This window comes from Cellulomonas sp. (genome assembly GCF_015234515.1).
GTDB lineage: Bacteria > Actinomycetota > Actinomycetes > Actinomycetales > Cellulomonadaceae > Cellulomonas.
In genome coordinates this window covers 17,162-35,328 of sequence record NZ_JADGMY010000033.1, presented here as the reverse complement: position 1 = coordinate 35,328, position 18,167 = coordinate 17,162, and the positions used below count along the sequence as shown (strand labels likewise).

At 74.2% G+C, this 18,167-nt stretch carries 13 protein-coding genes; 9 read left to right on the top strand and 4 right to left on the bottom strand.

Translation table 11 applies throughout. The annotated features are described in order from the left end of the window. Positions 1-74: 74 nt before the first annotated feature. Together IR158_RS17790 and IR158_RS17785 are read right to left on the bottom strand one after the other, a co-directional pair. A complete protein-coding gene (locus tag IR158_RS17790) occupies positions 75-1,577 on the bottom strand; it encodes a catalase (RefSeq protein WP_291815362.1) in 1,503 nt (500 codons plus the stop codon). A 75-nt stretch (positions 1,578-1,652) separates the two neighbouring features. Then, complete coding sequence (locus IR158_RS17785; protein ID WP_291815508.1) at positions 1,653-2,066, bottom strand: Fur family transcriptional regulator; 414 nt, start codon at positions 2,064-2,066, stop codon at positions 1,653-1,655. Positions 2,067-2,397: 331 nt separating this feature from the next. On the opposite strand from IR158_RS17785, the gene infC reads away from it, so the two are divergent. From infC to IR158_RS17745, 8 genes are all read left to right on the top strand, one after another. Beyond that, the gene (gene infC / locus IR158_RS17780; protein ID WP_291815359.1) at positions 2,398-3,537 is read left to right on the top strand and encodes a translation initiation factor IF-3; all 1,140 of its coding nucleotides are present in this window, start codon (positions 2,398-2,400) and stop codon (positions 3,535-3,537) included. An 88-nt stretch (positions 3,538-3,625) separates the two neighbouring features. Next, on the top strand, positions 3,626-3,820 hold the full coding sequence (rpmI, locus tag IR158_RS17775; protein ID WP_046528208.1) for a 50S ribosomal protein L35: 195 nt from the start codon (positions 3,626-3,628) through the stop codon (positions 3,818-3,820). Positions 3,821-3,882: 62 nt separating this feature from the next. Continuing rightward, positions 3,883-4,269 carry a 50S ribosomal protein L20 gene (rplT, locus tag IR158_RS17770; RefSeq protein WP_291815350.1) on the top strand — a complete coding sequence of 129 codons (387 nt, stop codon included), beginning with the start codon at positions 3,883-3,885 and terminating at the stop codon, positions 4,267-4,269. Between the two features lie 113 nt (positions 4,270-4,382). Further along, complete coding sequence (locus IR158_RS17765) at positions 4,383-5,213, top strand: RNA methyltransferase (RefSeq protein WP_291815347.1); 831 nt, start codon at positions 4,383-4,385, stop codon at positions 5,211-5,213. A 27-nt stretch (positions 5,214-5,240) separates the two neighbouring features. Continuing rightward, entirely contained in the window at positions 5,241-5,903 is a 663-nt protein-coding gene (thpR, locus tag IR158_RS17760) for an RNA 2',3'-cyclic phosphodiesterase (RefSeq protein WP_291815344.1), read from the top strand. Between the two features lie 259 nt (positions 5,904-6,162). Further along, complete coding sequence (gene pheS, locus IR158_RS17755; protein WP_291815341.1) at positions 6,163-7,233, top strand: phenylalanine--tRNA ligase subunit alpha; 1,071 nt, start codon at positions 6,163-6,165, stop codon at positions 7,231-7,233. Position 7,234: 1 nt separating this feature from the next. Then, positions 7,235-9,814: a phenylalanine--tRNA ligase subunit beta gene (gene pheT, locus IR158_RS17750; RefSeq protein ID WP_291815339.1), complete on the top strand. Its 2,580-nt coding sequence runs from the start codon at positions 7,235-7,237 to the stop codon at positions 9,812-9,814. A gap of 258 nt (positions 9,815-10,072) precedes the next feature. Then, positions 10,073-15,052, top strand: a complete 4,980-nt coding sequence (locus IR158_RS17745; RefSeq protein WP_291815336.1) for an ExeM/NucH family extracellular endonuclease — start codon at positions 10,073-10,075, stop codon at positions 15,050-15,052. 60 nt (positions 15,053-15,112) lie between these two features. On the opposite strand, the gene IR158_RS17740 is transcribed toward IR158_RS17745, so the two are convergent. Then, positions 15,113-16,186 carry an LLM class flavin-dependent oxidoreductase gene (locus IR158_RS17740; protein ID WP_291815333.1) on the bottom strand — a complete coding sequence of 358 codons (1,074 nt, stop codon included), beginning with the start codon at positions 16,184-16,186 and terminating at the stop codon, positions 15,113-15,115. Between the two features lie 112 nt (positions 16,187-16,298). Between IR158_RS17740 and IR158_RS17735 the strand changes: the two genes are divergently transcribed. After that, positions 16,299-16,790 carry a hypothetical protein gene (locus tag IR158_RS17735; protein WP_291815330.1) on the top strand — a complete coding sequence of 164 codons (492 nt, stop codon included), beginning with the start codon at positions 16,299-16,301 and terminating at the stop codon, positions 16,788-16,790. A gap of 41 nt (positions 16,791-16,831) precedes the next feature. On the opposite strand, the gene IR158_RS17730 is transcribed toward IR158_RS17735, so the two are convergent. Further along, positions 16,832-18,142, bottom strand: coding sequence for a TrpB-like pyridoxal phosphate-dependent enzyme (locus tag IR158_RS17730; RefSeq protein WP_291815327.1), 1,311 nt, complete (start codon positions 18,140-18,142; stop codon positions 16,832-16,834). Positions 18,143-18,167 lie beyond the last annotated feature (25 nt).

Genomic DNA, 18,167 nt, shown 5'->3' with positions numbered 1-18,167 from the left:
GACGGCGGACGGCCCCGCACCACGAGGGTGCGGGGCCGTCGCGGCCGGTGGGGGACCGGCCGATGCCGTGCAGGTCAGGCGACCGGCAGGCTCGCGGTGCCCGGCTCGCCGGTCTCGACGGGTGCGTCGATCGCGGTCAGGCGCCCGCGCAGGGCGCTGCCCAGGCCGGCGTCGACGTTCGTCCAGTACTGGATCGCGCGCTCGCGGATGTCCGAGCGCTTCACGCCGCCGACGTGGCCGGTGATGGTGTCGAGGAACCGGGCGCGTGCGGCGTCGTCGAAGACCTCGCGGTACAGCGTGCCCGCCTGGCCGAAGTCGTCGTCCTCGGGGTGCAGGGTGGCCGCCGTGCGCACCAGGGCGCCGTCCGACTCCCAGCCGCCCTCGCCGGCGCGGGCCGGGTCGGCCGCGGGGCCGCCGACCGAGTTCGGCGCGTACACCGGCGTCGTGGCCGACGAGAAGGTGTAGCGCGCGGCACCGTCCTGCGAGTAGGAGTGCACGGGCGACTTCGGCGCGTTCACCGGGAGCTGCGCGTGGTTGGTGCCGACGCGGTACCGGTGGGCGTCGGCGTAGGAGAAGATCCGCGCGAGCAGCATCTTGTCGGGGCTCGCCGCGATGCCGGGCACGAAGTTGCTCGGCGCGAAGGTCGCCTGCTCGATCTGCGCGAAGTAGTTCTCCGGGTTGCGGTTGAGCTCCATCACGCCGACCTCGATCAGCGGGTAGTCGCCGTGCGGCCACACCTTCGTCAGGTCGAACGGGTTGAACCGGTACTCCGCGGCGTCGGCGTACGGCATGACCTGCACGCTGAGCGTCCAGCGCGGGAAGTCGCCGGCCTCGATGTGCTCGTGCAGGTCCCGGATGTGGTGGTCGGCGTCGGACCCTGCGAGCTGCGCAGCGACGTCGGCAGGCATGTTCTCGATGCCCTGCTGGGTCTTGAAGTGGTACTTGACCCAGAACCGCTCGCCGGCCGCGTTGATCCACTGGTAGGTGTGTGAGCCGAAGCCGTCCATGGTGCGCCACGTCGCCGGGATGCCGCGGTCGCCCATGAGCCACGTCACCTGGTGCGCCGACTCCGGCGACAGCGTCCAGAAGTCCCACTGCATGTCGTTGTCGCGCAGGTGCGAGCCCGGCAGACGCTTCTGCGAGTGGATGAAGTCGGGGAACTTGATGCCGTCCCGGATGAAGAAGACCGGGGTGTTGTTGCCCACCAGGTCGTAGTTGCCCTCGGACGTGTAGAACTTCAGCGCGAAGCCGCGCGGGTCGCGCCACGTGTCGGGGGAACCCTGCTCGCCGGCGACCGTCGAGAAGCGGGCGAGCATCTCGGTCGCCACGCCCGGCTGGAACACCGCGGCGCGCGTGTACGCCGACACGTCCTGCGTCACGGTGAAGGTGCCGAACGCGCCGCCGCCCTTGGCGTGCACGACGCGCTCCGGCACGCGCTCGCGGTTGAACTGCGCGAGCTTCTCGACCAGGTAGTGGTCGTGCAGCGCGATGGGGCCGTCGGCGCCGACGGACAGCGCGTGCGCGTCGGACGCGACGGGTGCACCGGAGTTGGTCGTGGTGGTGGGGACCTGGGTCAAGGCGTGTTCCTCTCGTCGACCGGGCGGACGGGCCCGGCGGGATCGTGGGCGCCGGCGTGGCCGGCGCGGGTGGTGTCAGCCGACGGTGCGGCAGGCGGGGCACAGGCCCCAGTACGTGACCTCGGCGGTCTCGACGGCGAAGCCCGCGGTCGAGCTCGGGGTCAGGCACGGCGCGTGCCCGACGGCGCAGTCGACGTCGTCCACCGCGCCGCACGCGCGGCACACGACGTGGTGGTGGTTGTCGCCCGTGCGCCGCTCGTAGCGGGCGGGGTGCCCGGCCGGCTCGATGCGGCGCAGCAGCCCGGCGTCGGACAGCGCGTGCAGCACGTCGTACACCGCCTGCACGGAGACGGTGGGCACGGCGGCGCGGACCCGCTGGAGCACGGCGTCGGCATCGAGGTGCGCGTGGCCCTCGAGCGCGTCGAGCACGGCGAGCCGGGGAGCGGTGACCCGCAGCCCGTGCTGCCGCAGCAGGTCGGTGTCCGTCATGGGGGTCATCTGAGCACGTTTTCTGGAATCATTCCAGTGTGGTGGTGCAGGCCGCACGATGATCTGCCGTACGTGCACGCCGCCCGCCGGGTCTGCTAGCCTGGGCTCGACTGATTCGCGCTGTCGCGCGCCCTCGTCCTGTCGCACGGCCCCCCGGGAGATGTCCCGGGTGCCCGTGCCGGAGTCGGGGGCACGCGGCGGAGCGGATGCACAAGTGGAGTCCCTCCCACCTGGCCCCGACCGCTCGGCTCGTCCGACGACAGGGAACCGGGTCACGGTCCGAAGGTCGACGGGTCCTCCCCGTCGGCCGGTCGACGGTCGTCTGACGACCGTGGACGTCGGACGAGGCCTCCCCCTGTGCCCAGGGCGGGGGCCTTCCTCGTTCCTGGGGGTCCACCACGACGAACCCGAGGAGCACCACATCAGCGAGCCCCGCATCAACGATCGGATCCGCGTCGCCGAGGTCCGACTCGTCGGACCCAACGGTGAGCAGGTCGGCATCGTGCGCCTGGAGGACGCTCTGCGTCTGGCCCAGGACGCGGACCTCGACCTGGTCGAGGTGGCCCCGACCGCTCGTCCTCCCGTGTGCAAGATCATGGACTTCGGCAAGTTCAAGTACGAAGCCGACATGAAGGCGCGTGAGGCCCGGCGCAACCAGGCCAACACGATCCTCAAGGAGATCCGTTTCCGGCTGAAGATCGACCCGCACGACTACGGCACGAAGAAGGGCCACGTCGAGCGGTTCCTCAAGGCCGGCGACAAGGTCAAGGTCATGATCATGTTCCGCGGCCGCGAGCAGTCGCGCCCGGAGATGGGCGTGCGCCTCCTGCAGCGTCTGGCAGCCGACGTCGCCGAGCTCGGCTTCATCGAGAGCATGCCGAAGCAGGACGGCCGCAACATGATCATGGTGCTCGGGCCGACCAAGAAGAAGGCCGAGCAGCGCAACGAGCAGCGTCGGGCCGCCTCGCAGAACGAGGACGGCACGACGTCGACCGACGAGTCCGAGGCGCCTGTCGAGCACATCCCGTGGCCCCCCGTGGCGCGCGAGCGCCGTCCCGAGCCCGTGCAGCCGGCCGAGACGCCGGCGGCGGACACGCCCGCCGAGCGCGTCCAGCCCTCGGCACCGGCCGCGTCGTCGGCACCGCGTCGCTCGGGTCCGCCCGCGCCGCGCTCGACGTCGTCCGCACCCCGCTCGACGTCCTCCGCACCGCGGTCCACGTCCGCACCGCGCCCGTCGTCGTCCGCGCCGCGGTCGTCGGCACCGGCCGCGCGTCCTGCCGCCTCGTCGGCGCCCGCCGCCCGTCCGGCCCCGTCGCCGGCCGCGGGTGCGTCGGCTCCGCGTCCCGCGGTGCCGCGTCCGACCTCGGCGCCGAACCCCGCAGCCCGTCCGGGTCCCCCGGCCGGGGGACCGCCCAAGCCTGCGCCGCGCCCCGGCCCGCGCAGCACGACGGACGGCGAGAAGTCCGACTGATCATCCGCACGGGCGCGCCCACCCCGCGCCCGGACGACCCACGAGTCGCACGACCGTGCGATGCGAACGACAAGGAGACACGGCAGCCATGCCGAAGAACAAGACGCACTCCGGTGCCAAGAAGCGGTTCCGGGTCACCGGCACCGGCAAGGTCATGCGCGAGCAGGCTGGCGGACGTCACCTCCTCGAGCACAAGTCGAGCCGCCGCACCCGCCGTATCGCCGGCGACGTCGTCGTCTCGCCCGCTGACACCCCCAAGATCAAGAAGCTGCTCGGTCGCTGACCTGATCGGCGCCGCACGGCGCCGACGGAGCGACGAGCCCCGGACTACGCAAGGAGCATCACGTGGCACGCGTGAAGCGGGCGGTCAACGCCCAGAAGAAGCGCCGGACGACCCTCGAGCGGGCGAGCGGCTACCGCGGGCAGCGCTCGCGCCTGTACCGCAAGGCCAAGGAGCAGGTCACCCACTCCCTGGTCTACGCCTACCGCGACCGCAAGGCGCGCAAGGGCGACTTCCGCAAGCTGTGGATCCAGCGGATCAACGCGGCGGCGCGCGAGAACGGCATGACGTACAACCGCCTCATCCAGGGCCTCAAGGCCGCGGGTGTCGAGGTGGACCGTCGCGTCCTGGCCGACATGGCCGTCAACGACGCCGCGGCGTTCGCCGCGCTCGTGCAGGTCGCCAAGGCGGCCCTGCCCGAGGACGTCAACGCGCCCCGCGCAGCAGCCTGACCTGACGCGTCACCTCCGAGCCGTTCGCGGCCCGGCAGGCGCTGTCGACGCCCCCGTCGTCCACGTGACGGCGGGGGCGTCGTCGTCCCCGCAGGACCGGGGATGATGGGGGAGTGCCCGACGACCTGCTGACGAACCCTCGCGCCGACCGCGTCAAGGCGGTGCGCGCCCTCGCGGGCCGCAGCGTCCGGCGGCGGTCCGGCACGTTCCTCGTCGAGGGGCCGCAGGCCGTGCGCGAGGCCGTGGCCCCCGGCGGTCCACGCGTGCACGACGTGTTCGTGACGCCCGACGCGGAGGCCCGGTACCCCGAGATCGTCGATGCCGCGCTGGCCGCGGGCGCGCGCGTGCGCACCGGCACGCCCGAGGTGCTCGACGCGATGAGCCCGGACGCGCAGGGCGTCGTCGCCGTCGTGGACGTGGTCCGCGCGCAGCTGGCGCCCGTCCTGGCGGAGCGTCCCCGGCTCGTCGCCGTGCTGGCGCACGTGCGGGACCCGGGCAACGCGGGCACCGTGCTGCGCGCGGCGGACGCGGCGGGCGCCGACGCGGTGGTCCTCACCGCGAGCAGCGTCGACGTGCACAACCCCAAGTGCGTCCGGGCGACCGCAGGGTCGCTCTTCCACCTGCCGGTGGTGACCGGGCCCGAGCTCGCCGAGGCGGTCGCCGCGCTGCGGGCGGCGGGTCTGCAGGTGCTCGCCGCCGCCGGCACCGGGACGCACGACCTCGACGACCTGCTCGACGTCGCGGGCGCGCCACCGGCGGGGGTGCCGGACCTGGCCGCCCCGACCGCCTGGGTGTTCGGCAACGAGGCGTGGGGTCTGCGGGACGAGGACCTGGCGCTGGCCGACGCCGCGGTCCGGGTGCCGCTACGGGGCCGGGCCGAGTCGCTGAACCTGGCCACTGCGGCGGCCGTCTGCCTGTACGCGTCGGGGCGCGCCCAGCGCTGAGGTGCCGGCACCTGGCACGCTGGTCCGATGCGACTGTTCGCCGCCGTCTGGCCCCCCGACGACGTCCTCGACCACCTCGACCTCGCGCTGGCCGTCGTGCGGCGCGGCTCCCCGTCCCAGGACGACGGCGTGCGCTGGTCCGCGCGTGAGACCTGGCACCTGACGGCCGCGTTCTACGGCGCGGTGCCCGACGGCGTGACCGAGGCGATCGGCGCGGGTCTGGCACGCGCCGCGGCGGAGGTCGAGCCGTTCGACCTGCAGCTGCGGGGCGCCGGGGTGTTCGCCCACCGCACCCTGTGGGTCGGGACCGGGGGCGACGTCGCCGCGATGGTCGCCCTCGCGGACGCGGCGCGCGAGGTCGGCCAGGAGCACGACGTGCGGCCGGACGCGCGCGTGCGGCACCGGCCGCACCTGACGGTGGGCCGCGCGCGACCTGCTGCGCGGCCACCACGCCGGGGCTCCCGCGCGACCGGCTCCGGCGGGCGCGCCGGAGGGCACGGACCGGGCCGCCCGCCCGGCACGGACAGGGCGGACCTGCTGCCCCCCGAGGTGTTCGAGCAGGCGCTCGCCGTGTACGAGGGGCCGACGTGGCGCGTGGACGCGCTCACGCTCGTCGACTCGCGGCCTGGCGAGGGCCGCGGCGGCGGGCCGCTGTACTCGACCGTCGCGACGTATCCGCTCGGGCGCTGAGGCGGTGCTGTGGCAGCATGGACGCATGCGCGCCCTGCTCGCCGTCACCGGCGGTGGTCACCGATTTCGCCGGCCCGTCCCGGGCCGCGCGGACCGCGCACGCGCACGCTGACCGGCGTGCCTGACACGTCACCGCACTGCGGGACGGTCCGACAGCCCCCGGACGGGCGCCACTAGACTCGCCAGTCGGCCGACGTGCGCCCCCGCGCTGTTCGTGGGGTACGACCCGGCCGTCGCCGAACCGCCCTGGAAGGTCCTGATGACCAGCGACACACCGCTGTCCCCGCTCGACGCCGACGGCGTCGCCGCGGCCGTCGACGCCGCGCTCGCGGCGGTCGCCGCCGCCGGCGACCTCGACGCCCTGAAGTCCGCACGGCTCGCGCACACCGGTGACGCCAGCCCGCTCGCGCTGGCCAACCGCGCGATCGGCGGCCTGCCCGGCCCCGACAAGGCCGTGGCCGGCAAGCTCGTCGGCCAGGCGCGCGGTCGCGTCAACGCGGCCGTCGCGGCCCGCACGACGCAGCTGGAGGCCGAGCGCGACGCGCGGGTGCTCGTCGAGGAGTCCGTCGACGTGACGGTGCCCGCCGAGCGGCTCCCGCTCGGGGCACGGCACCCGCTGTCCACGCTCTCGGAGCGCATCGCCGACGTGTTCGTCGCGATGGGTTGGGAGATCGCCGAGGGGCCCGAGCTCGAGGCCGAGTGGTTCAACTTCGACGCGCTGAACTTCGGCGTCGACCACCCGGCGCGGCAGATGCAGGACACGTTCTTCGTCGCCCCGCAGGACCCGCAGGTGCCGGACGACGCGTCGGGGCTCGTGCTGCGCACGCACACGTCGCCGGTGCAGGCGCGCACGCTGCTCGAGCGCGGCGTGCCGGTGTACATCGCGTGCCCGGGCAAGGTGTTCCGCACCGACGCGCTGGACGCGACCCACACACCGGTGTTCCACCAGGTCGAGGGGCTCGCGATCGACAAGGGCCTGACGATGGCGCACCTCAAGGGCACGCTGGACCACTTCGCGCGGTCGATGTTCGGTCCCGAGGCCCGCACGCGCCTGCGGCCGTCGTTCTTCCCCTTCACCGAGCCGTCGGCGGAGATGGACCTGTGGTTCCCGCAGAAGAAGGGCGGGCCCGGCTGGATCGAGTGGGGAGGGTGCGGCATGGTCAACCCCAACGTCCTGCGCGCCTGCGGCGTGGACCCCGACGTGTACTCCGGGTACGCGTTCGGCATGGGCCTCGAGCGCACGCTCATGCTCCGGCACGGCATCGCCGACATGCGTGACATGGTCGAGGGCGACGTGCGCTTCTCCGAGCAGTTCCGGACGGTGATCTGACATGCCTCGTGTCCCGCTGACGTGGCTCGCCGAGCACGTCGACGTCCCCACCGACCTCACGGCGGAGCAGCTGGCCGCCGACCTCGTGCGCGTCGGGCTCGAGGAGGAGGCGATCCACACCTCCGGAGTCACCGGCCCGCTCGTCGTGGGGCAGGTCGTCGAGCTGACGCCCGAGCCGCAGAAGAACGGCAAGACCATCAACTGGTGCCGCGTCGACGTCGGCGGGCACAACGACCTCGACGACGCGGGGGACCCGACGGTCCCGCGCGGCATCGTGTGCGGCGCGCACAACTTCGGGGTCGGCGACCGGGTCGTCGTCGCGCTGCCCGGCGCGGTCCTGCCCGGGCCGTTCCCGATCGCGGCGCGCAAGACCTACGGCCACGTGTCGGACGGCATGATCTGCTCGGCCCGCGAGCTGGGCCTGGGCGAGGACCACGCGGGCATCATCGTGCTGTCGCGGCTCGGGTACGGCGAGGACGTCACGGAACCGGGGACGGACGCGCTGCGGCTGCTGGGGCTGGCCGACGAGGTCCTCGAGATCAACGTCACCCCGGACCGCGGGTACTGCTTCTCCATGCGCGGCGTCGCCCGGGAGTACGCGCACTCGACCGGGGCGCGCTTCACGGACGCGGGTCTCGCGACGGACGACGTGCTGCGTGAGCGGCCCGCCGGGTTCGGCGTCGAGGTCGACGACGACGAGGGCATCCACGGGGTGCCCGGCTGCGACAGGTTCGTCGCGCAGGTCGTGCGTGGCGTGCGGGCGTCCGGGCCGTCGCCGGCGTGGATGCAGCGGCGGCTCACGCAGGCGGGGATGCGTCCGATCAGCCTCGCGGTGGACGTGACGAACTACGTCATGCTCGACCTCGGGCAGCCGATGCACGCCTACGACCTGGGCACGCTGACCGCGCCCGTCGTCGTGCGGCGGGCACGAGCGGGGGAGCGCGTCACGACGCTCGACGACGTCGAGCGCACGCTGGACCCGCAGGACCTGCTGATCACGGACTCCACCGGCGGGCGCGGAGCCCGCGTGCTGGGGATCGCGGGCGTCATGGGCGGGGCCGACTCCGAGGTCGGTGCCGCGACCACGGACCTGCTGCTCGAGGCTGCGCACTTCGACCCGGTGACGGTCGCGCGCTCGTCGCGGCGCCACCGGCTGACGTCCGAGGCGTCCAAGCGGTTCGAGCGGGGAGTGGACCCCCGGCTGCCGCGGGTCGCCGTCGCGCGGGCGGCAGCGCTGCTCGTCGAGCACGGCGGCGGGACGGTCGACGACGCGCTCACGGACGTCGACACCACGGTGGCGCCGCCTCCGGTGGCGTTCGACCCCGCGCAGGCGGCCCGTCTCGTGGGTGTGCCGTACACGGACGACGAGGTGCGCGCGACTCTCACCGAGATCGGCTGCGAGGTCGACGACGCGGACGCCACGTGGCAGGTGCGCGTGCCGACGTGGCGCCCGGACCTCACGGCGGGCGTCGACCTCGTGGAGGAGGTCGCGCGGCTGCGGGGCTACGACGCGATCCCCTCGATCGTGCCGCCCGCACCGTCGGGCCGCGGCCTGACGCGCGGGCAGCGGGTCCGACGGGCGGTCGCGGACACGCTGGCCGGCGGCGGCCTCGTCGAGGTGCTGAGCTACCCGTTCGTCGGCACCGACCAGCTCGACGCGCTCGGCCTGCCGGCGGACGACGAGCGTCGCCGCGCCGTCCGTCTGGTCAACCCCCTGACCGACGGGCAGCCGCTGATGCGGACGGACCTGCTCGTCACGCTGCTCGACACCGCACGGCGCAACGTCGCACGCGGGAACGCCGACGTCGGGCTGTTCGAGATGGGCCTGGTCACGCGGCCGGACGCGGGAGCGGCGCCCGCGCCGCGCCTGCCCGGGGGGGTGCGCCCGAGCGACGACCAGCTCGCCGCGCTCGCCGCGGCCGTCCCGGCGCAGCCGTTGCACGTCGCGGCTGTGCTGACGGGTCTCGCCGAGCCGGCCGGCCCGGGGCGTGCGGGGCGTCGTGCGGACGTCGAGGACGTCCTGGCGCACGTGCGTCGTGTCGCGCAGGTGGTCGGCGTCGACGTGACGTCGACGGCGGACCCGGAGCGGGCACCGTTCCACCCCGGCCGGTGCGCGCGCCTGACGGTGCCCTCGGGCGTCGTCGTGGGCCACGCGGGCGAGCTGCACCCGAAGGTCGTCGCCGCCCTGGACCTGCCGGCCCGCGCGGTCGCCTTCGAGCTGGACCTCACGGCCCTGCTCGCGGCGGCCGGTGACGAGCCGGTGACGGCCGTGCCGGTCTCGACGTTCCCGGTCGCCAAGGAGGACGTCGCCCTGGTCGTCGCCGCCGACGTGCCCGCCGCGGACGTCCTCGCGGCGGTCCGCGCGGGCGCTGCGGGGAGCCCCGCGGGCGACGTGCTGGAGGACGTGCACCTGTTCGACGTGTACACCGGCGACCAGGTCGGACCGGGGCGCAAGTCGCTCGCGTTCGCGCTGCGGCTGCGCGCGGCCGACCGGACGCTGACGGCCGCCGACGCGGCAGCGGTGCGCGACGCGGTCGTCGCCGAGGCGCACGCCCGGGTGGGTGCCACGCTGCGCGCGTGACCACCGCCGTCGACGCGGGCCCGGGAGCTCTCCCGCGGCCCGCGTCGTGCTGTCGGGGCGCCCGGGCGCCGGAGCCGATCCGGACGAAACCGGGCGAACCGGTACGTCGTCGGACGAGTTCACCAGATAGTTACTGTCGGGTAGTTGCGGCGTATCGGGTGAACCACGCATGGTGAGGACGTCCGTCCAGGTGGCGGGCGACTGCTCGCGCGCCGGGGCGTCCGCACCCCTCCGCCGCGCCTGACGGAGGGGACCCCCGTGCACGCACGACGACGAACGGCCACCGGAGCGCTCACGGCGCTCGCCCTGCTCCTGACCGGCGGTGTCGCCACCGCCGGTGCGGCCCACGGGGTGGTGTCCGTCGACGCGCCGCTGCTCCTCGACGAGGTGTACGGCGGGGGAGGCAACTCCGGCGCACCGTTCGACCGCGACTTCGTCGAGCTGGTCAACCCGGGTGAAGCGACGCTCGACCTCGCCGGCTACTCGCTGCAGTACGCGTCGGTCGCGGGCGGCTCGTGGCAGGTGACGCCGCTGTCGGGCAGCGTGCCGGCCGGGTCGACGTTCGTCGTCGGGCAGGCGTTCGGCAGCAACACGGCCGCGCCGGACGTCCCGGTCGACCTCGAGGGCACCGGCGTGCCGATGAGCGGCACGAACGGGAAGGTCGCGCTGGTGGCGGGCGTCACGCCGCTCACCTGCAGCACCGGGTGCGCGGACGTCGACGCCGTCGTCGACCTCGTGGGATGGGGGCCCAACGCGTCGTCGTGGGCGGGCACGGGCCCGGCTCCCGCGACGACGAACGCGACGTCCGTCGCGCGCGACGCCGCGCACACGCACACCGCCGACAACGCGGCCGACTTCACGGCCGGCGTGCCCACGCCGACGCCCGCGGGGACGGACCCGCAGGAGCCCGGCGACCCGCAGACGGCGACGATCGCCGACGTCCAGGGCGCGGGTGACGCGTCGCCGCTGATCGGCCTCACGGTCACCACGTCCGGGATCGTCACGGCGGCGTACCCGACGGGCGGCCTGAACGGCTACGTCCTGCAGACCCCGGGCACCGGAGGCGGTGACACCGCGTCGCGCATCGCGTCGGACGCCGTCTTCGTGTACTCGCCCGCGACGGTGGGGCAGGTCGCGGTGGGTCAGCACCTGCGCGTCACCGGGCAGGTCGCGGAGTTCAACGGCCTGACGCAGGTCACGGTCGCTGCGGCCCAGCACGTCGAGGTGCTGCCCGCCGCGGACGCACCGACGCCCGTCACCGGTGCGTGGCCGGCCGCTGCGGCGGCCCGCGAGGCGCTCGAGTCGATGCTCCTGCTGCCGACCGGCGACCTGACGGTCACGAACACCTACAGCACGAACCAGTACGGCGAGGTGGGCCTGGCGACGGGGACGACGCCGCTGCTGCAGCCGACCGAGGTCGGACGTCCGGGCTCGCCGGAGGCCGCCGCGGCCGCGGCCGACAACGCCGCCCGCGGCGTCGTCCTGGACGACGGCGCGTCGACCAACTTCCTGGGGAGCGGCAACGGCGGCCTGACGCCGCCGTACGTCTCCCTGCAGAACCCGGTGCGCGTCGGTGCCGCCGTGCAGGTCACCGACCCCCTGGTCGTCGACTACCGCAACAGCACCTGGAAGCTGAACCCCACGGCGCCCGTCGTCGCGGGCGGGCCCGCGCCGGTCACGTTCGAGGACGACCGGCCCGCGGCACCGGACGCCGTCGGTGGCGACCTGTCCGTCGCCTCGTTCAACGTCCTCAACTACTTCACCACGCTCGGTGACACCACCGCGTCGTGCGTCGCTTACCAGGACCCCACGGGCGAGCCCGTGACGGTCCGCGAGGGCTGCGACCAGCGCGGGGCGTGGGACGCGCAGGACCTCGAGCGGCAGCAGACCAAGATCGTCGCGGCCATCGCCGCGCTCGACGCCGACGTCGTCGGCCTCATGGAGATCGAGAACTCGGCCCGCGTCGACGGGGTCGCGGACGAGGCGGTCGCCACCCTGGTCGACGCGCTCAACGCGCACGCCGGGTCCGAGCAGTGGGCCTACGTGCCCTCGTCGAGCGAGCTGCCGCCCGCGGCCGAGCAGGACGTCATCACGAACGCACTGATCTACCGGCCCGCCGCCGTGACCCGCGTCGGGGCGTCGCGCGCGCTGGGCGACCAGAGCGGCGACGACCAGGCCTTCGGGAACGCCCGCGAGCCGATCGGGCAGGTCTTCGCGCCGGTCGGCGGCGGGGAGCCGTTCCTGGTCGTCGTCAACCACTTCAAGTCGAAGGGCTCGCCGGGCCCGTGGCCGGGCGACGCGGACGCGGGCGACGGCCAGGGTGCGTCGAACGAGTCGCGCGTGCGGCAGGCGACGGCGCTGCGCGACTGGGTGCGCGACGTGCAGGGCGACGCCGAGGCGGTCGCGCTGGTCGGTGACTTCAACGCGTACACGCGTGAGGACCCCCTGCAGGTGCTGTACGACGCGGGCTACGTCGACGCCGTCGCGGCGCTCGCACCGGGCCAGTACAGCTACTCGTTCGGCGGGCTGTCGGGCTCGCTGGACCACGTGCTCCTCAACGAGGTCGCCGCCGCCCGTGCCACCGGCGCGGACGTCTGGGAGATCAACGCCCCGGAGTCGGTGGCCCTGGAGTACAGCCGCTTCGGCTACCACGGCACGACGTTCTGGGCGCCGGACCCGTACCGGTCCTCGGACCACGACCCGGTCGTGGTGGGGCTGACGGCGGGTGACGCGAACGACGGTCCGGTCGACCTGACGTTCCTCAACATCAACGACTTCCACGGCCGCATCGACGCGAACACCGTGAAGCTCGCGGGGACGGTCGAGCAGCAGCGTGCGGCAGCGGACGGGCCCGTGGCGCTCCTCTCGGCGGGGGACAACATCGGTGCGTCGTTGTTCGCCTCCGCCGTGCAGGACGACCAGCCGACGATCGACGTGCTCAACGCCCTGGGGCTCGCGGCGTCCGCCGTCGGCAACCACGAGTTCGACACGGGGTACGACGACCTGGTCGAGCGCGTGATCGCGGACGGGCGGAACGCGACGTTCCCGTACCTGGGGGCGAACGTGTACCTCGACGGCACCACGACCCCCGCGCTCGACGAGTACGCGCTCCTCGAGATGGGTGGGGTGACGGTCGGCGTGATCGGCGCCGTCACGCAGGAGACGCCCACGCTCGTGCGGCCCGACGGGATCGCGGCGCTCGACTTCGGCGACCCCGTCGAGGCCGTCAACCGCGTCGCGGCGGCGCTCACCGACGGGGACGAGGCCAACGGCGAGGCCGACGTGATCGTGGCCGAGTACCACGACGGCGCGGGCGCGGGCACGCCCGACGGCGCGACCCTGGAGGAGGAGCTCGCCGCGGGCGGCGCGTTCGCGGACATCGTCACCGGGACGTCGGCCGCGGTGGACGTGCTGTTCACGGGCCACACGCACAAGCAGTACGCCTGGTACGGGCCCGTCGGGGACGGCGGAGCCACGCGTCCGGTCGTGCAGACCGGCTCGTACGGCGAGTTCCTCGGCAAGGTCGTGCTGACGTACGACCCGGCGACCGACGCGGTCACGGCAGCTCTCGCGGAGAACGTGCCCCGCACGACGACGCCCGACGCCGAGCTCGTCGCGGCGTACCCGCGGGTGGCCGCCGTCGCGGCGATCGTGGCCGACGCGCTCGCGTTCGCGAACGAGGTGGGATCCCAGCCCGTCGGGTCCGTCACGGCGGACGTCACGACCGCGTTCAGCGGCGGCTCGTACGTCGACGGCGTGTACGTCGGGTCCGCACCGGGCACGACGACCGGCCGCGACGACCGCAGCCGCGAGTCCACGCTCGGGTCGCTCGTGGCCGACGCGCTGCTCGATTCGCTGTCCGCGCCCGAGCGCGGTGGTGCGCAGATCGGCGTCGTCAACCCCGGCGGGATGCGCGCCGAGCTGCTGCACGCACCCGACGGCACCATCACCTACGCCGAGGCGAACGCCGTGCTGCCGTTCGTCAACAACCTCTGGACGACCACGCTCACGGGTGCCCAGGTGGTGACCATGCTGGAGCAGCAGTGGCAGACCGACGAGGACGGGGAGGTCCCGAGCCGGCCGTACCTGCAGCTCGGGCTCTCGGACAACGTGGCGTACACGTACGACGCCTCGCGCGAGATGGGCGACCGGATCACGTCGGTCACGATCGACGGCGAGCCCATCGACCTCGACGCGCCGTACCGCATCGGCACGTTCTCGTTCCTCGCGCAGGGCGGGGACAACTTCCGCGTCTTCACGCAGGGGACGCAGACGGCCGACTCGGGCCTCGTCGACCGTGACGCGTGGATCGCGTACCTGCACGCGAACCCGGGCATCGCGCCGGACTTCGCGGAGCGGGCCGTCGCCGTCCCGGCGCTCGCGGACGCCGTGGCGCCGGGCGGGCAGCTGACGTTCACGGTCGGGGGGATCAACCTCACGAGCCTGGGCGCACCGCAGAACACGGCGGTCGAGGTGCGGCTCGGTGACGACGTGCTGGGCACCTTTCCCCTCGTGCAGGGCGACGGACCGGACGCCGCGGCCGAGGTCACCGTCACGGTGCCCGCCGGCCTCGCGCCCGGTGCCCACGCCCTGACGGTCGTCGCGGCACCCAGCGGGACCATTGCGACGGTGCCGTTCACCGTCGAGGAGGCGTCGACCGGGTCGTCGACGACGCTGACCGCCTCGCCCACGACGCAGGTCTTCGGGACGCGGGGGACGCGGGTCCGGCTGTCCGCGTCGGTCGAGTCGGAGGCGCCGGTCACGGGCAGCGTGCAGTTCGTCGCCGGCGAGGAGGTGCTGGGCACGTCGACGCTCCGTGACGGCCGCGCGGTGCTGACGCTGCCGGGGGACACGCCCGTCGGCTCGTACGAGGTCGTCGCGAGGTACGCCGGGACCGACGCGGTCGCCGGTTCGCAGTCCGCGCCGGTCACCGTCACGGTGACGCGGGCGACGAGCAGCACGTCGCTGGACGTCCTGCAGTCGCCGCTGCCGCGGCTGCTCCCGTCGGTCTGGGTGGCGACCGTCGGGCTCGACACCGCACGTCTCCCGCAGGGGCGGGTGGAGCTGCGCGAGGGTGACCGCGTGGTCGCCCGTGCGGACGTCGTCCTGGGCGTCGCGATCGGGACCGTGCCGCGGACCATCGGGTCCGGGACGCACCGGCTGACGGCGGTCTTCGTCCCGGACGCGCCGGACGAGGTCGCGGGCAGCGTGAGCCGGACGGTCTCGGTGCGCGGCTGACGCGGCCGACGCGGGCCCGGCCGGAGCGATCCGGCCGGGCCCGCGTCACGCCAGGGGCGCTCAGGCCGGGGCGGGCTCGCGCAGCAGCCCCAGCAGGCGGTCGCCCACGCGCGCCGTCTCCTGCAGGTACGGGGTGTCGGAGAGCACGAAGTGCGTGACGCCCAGGTCGCGGTAGCGGCGCAGCGCGTCGGCGACGTCCTCGGCCGACCCGACGAGCCAGGTCGTCCCGGCACCGCCGCCGCCGTACCGGCCCGGTGCGGTGTACAGGCAGGTGTCCAGGACGTCACCGCGTGCGGCCAGGTCGAGGAGCCGCTGCTGCCCGACCGCGCGACGCCGCAGCGGGTCGGGTCGCGTGCCGGCGTCCCGGGCCATGCGCGCGACCTTCGCCTCGGCGTCGTGCCACGCCTCGTCGGCCGTGTCGCGCACGACCGTCGTGATGCGCAGACCGAACTCCAGGGGCGCGTGCCGGCGCTCGACGTCCTCGCTCAGGGTGCGCAACCGCGCGATGCGTTCCGCGACACCGTCGAGCGGCTCCCCCCAGAACAGCTGGACGTCGGCCTCGGCGGCGGCGACGCGCTCGGCGGCGGGTGATGCGCCGCCGAAGTACAGCCGGGGGTGCGCCCGGTCGTCCGTGGCGACCGGGCGTGGGGCGAGGGTGGAGTCGTCGACGCGGTAGTGCTCGCCGTGGAAGGTCACGTGCTCCTGCGTCCACAGGCGCCGGACGAGGGCGAGGAACTCCTGCGTGCGTCCGTACCGCTGCGCCTGGTCGCCCGCGGTGTCGCCGTACTGCGCGACCCCGTCGTGCCCGCTGACGATGTTCACCAGCAGCCGGCCCTCCGACAGCCGGTCCAGCGTCGCGGCGGCGCTCGCGAAGTGCGCGGGCTGCCAGTACCCGGGCCGGATCGCGACGAGCGGCTGGAAGGTCGTCGTGCGTGCCGCCAGCGCGGTGGCCACCGTGAACGTGTCGGGACGGCCCCAGCCGGTACCGATGAGCGCACCCTCCCAGCCGTGGGCCTCCGCGGCGAGCGCGAGGTCGGTCGACAGGTCGAGGGAGCCCCAGCCGTCGGTCGTCTCGTCACCGCGGTGGCCCGGCTCGACGGTGTTGGGGATGTACCAGAGGAAGTGCGAGCTCATGCGGGCTCCCGGGGTGCGCGGTGACGTGTCCCGGGAGAGATAAGCAGACGATGATGGTCGGGTTAAGATCGTGCCCACGTTCCGGTCACCCGGTGGCCGACGCGCTGCCACCATGAGCGCCATGACCGAGGACGGCACGCGGGCGATCACGGTGACACCACAGCTCGTGCGCGACATGACCCGCGACGTGGCGACGCTCCTGCTGCGCACCTGGCAGACGTTGGCGCTCTGGGGTGCGCTGGGGCTTGCGATCGTGGTCGCGACGCGCCCGACGGACGCCTTCGGCGCCGTCGTGGTGTGCGTCGCGGTCCCGGCGGTCGCGCTCGCGACGATCCTGGGGACCCGGCGTTCCGTTCGCCGCGCGCTCTCCGTCGCGTTCGCCCCCGGGGCGACCGTCGAGGCACGGGTGGAGCCGGACGCGCTCTGCACGAGCGGCGTGCTCGGCTCGTCGCAGACGTCGCTGACCGCCTACCGGGAGCTGCGCGTGCGCGGCTCCGCCGCGGTGCTGCGGCTGCGCGGCTCGAGGGCGTTCGTCGTGCTGCCGAGCTCGCTCTTCACGGATGAGGACCTCGCTGTACTGAGGGAGGGCGTCACCCGCGGCTGAGGGGCGGGTCCGGCGTCGGCCGGTACCCGCCCCCCGTCCTGTCAGACGTAGTCGTGGTACGCGGGCAGGTCGAGCACGCCGTTGCCGGACAGGCCGACGAGGATCGTCTCGTCCGTCGTCGCCGCCCGCGCGTACGCCAGGGCGCCGGCAAGGGCGTGCGTCGACTCCGGCGCCGGGATGATGCCCTCGGCACGCGCGAACTCGATGCCGGCCGCGAAGGCGGCGTCCTGGTCCACCGCGACGGCGTCCATGAGCCCCAGCGCGTACGCGTGCGACACCATCGGCGCCATGCCGTGGTACCGCAGCCCACCCGCGTGGATGGGCGGCGGTACGAAGTCCTTGCCCAGCGTGTGCATCTTCAGCAGGGGCGTGAGGCCCGCGACGTCACCGAAGTCGTACCGGTACTCGCCCTGGGTCAACGACGGGCAGGCCGCGGGCTCGCACGCCACGACGCGCGTCGTGGCCCCGTCGCGCAGGTTGCGTCCGAGGAACGGGAAGCTCAGCCCGGCAAGGTTGGACCCCCCGCCCGCGCACCCGAACACGACGTCCGCGGTCTCGCCCAGCTCGTCGAGCTGCGCGAGCGCCTCCTGCCCGATGACGCTCTGGTGCAGGAGCACGTGGTTGAGCACCGACCCCAGCGCGTAGTGCGCCTTCGGGTCGTTCGCCGCGACCTCGACCGCCTCGCTGATCGCCATGCCCAGCGACCCCGTGGTGTGCGGGTCCGCGGCGAGCATCGCGCGGCCGGCCGCCGTGAGGTCCGAGGGGGACGGGTGGCACGTCGCGCCGTACGTCTCCATCTGCATGCGCCGGTAGGGCTTGCCGTCGTAGGACGCGCGCACCTGCCACACCTCGCACCCCAGGCCCAGCAGCGCGCAGGCCATCGAGAGCGACGCGCCCCACTGGCCCGCGCCCGTCTCCGTCGTGAGGCGCGTGGTGCCCTCGATCGCGTTGTAGTACGCCTGCGCGACCGCCGTGTTCGGCTTGTGCGAGCCGGCGGGCGAGCCGCCCTCGTACTTGTAGTAGATCTTCGCCGGCGTCCCCAGCGCGCGCTCGAGGCGTCGCGCCCGCAGCAGCGGAGCGGGCCGCCACAGCGCGTAGATCTCGCGGACCGTCTGTGGGATCTCGATCCACCTCTCGGTCGAGACCTCCTGCGCGATGAGCGCCATGGGGAACAGCGGCGCGAGGTCGTCCGGCGTCAGCGGCTCGCGGGTGCCCGGGTGCAGCGCCGGCGGGCAGGGCTCGGGCAGGTCGGCCGCGAGGTTGTACCAGTGGGTCGGCACGGCGGACGGCACCACGGTGCCGACCGGGTCGGTCAGCGGTGCGGGTCGGGTCGTGTCGGGAGAGGTGGTCATCTCGCCTCGCAGGTTCGGGCGCAGG

Bases quoted from the DNA above. Each gene is read 5' to 3' on its own strand.
- IR158_RS17735 (WP_291815330.1), top strand. From the start codon at position 16,299: ATGAGCGCCATGACCGAGGACGGCACGCGGGCGATCACGGTGACACCA.
- pheT (WP_291815339.1), top strand. From the start codon at position 7,235: ATGCCTCGTGTCCCGCTGACGTGGCTCGCCGAGCACGTCGACGTCCCC.
- pheS (WP_291815341.1), top strand. From the start codon at position 6,163: ATGACCAGCGACACACCGCTGTCCCCGCTCGACGCCGACGGCGTCGCC.
- IR158_RS17730 (WP_291815327.1), bottom strand. From the start codon at position 18,142: ATGACCACCTCTCCCGACACGACCCGACCCGCACCGCTGACCGACCCG.
- thpR (WP_291815344.1), top strand. From the start codon at position 5,241: ATGCGACTGTTCGCCGCCGTCTGGCCCCCCGACGACGTCCTCGACCAC.
- IR158_RS17785 (WP_291815508.1), bottom strand. From the start codon at position 2,066: ATGACGGACACCGACCTGCTGCGGCAGCACGGGCTGCGGGTCACCGCT.
- IR158_RS17740 (WP_291815333.1), bottom strand. From the start codon at position 16,186: ATGAGCTCGCACTTCCTCTGGTACATCCCCAACACCGTCGAGCCGGGC.
- rpmI (WP_046528208.1), top strand. From the start codon at position 3,626: ATGCCGAAGAACAAGACGCACTCCGGTGCCAAGAAGCGGTTCCGGGTC.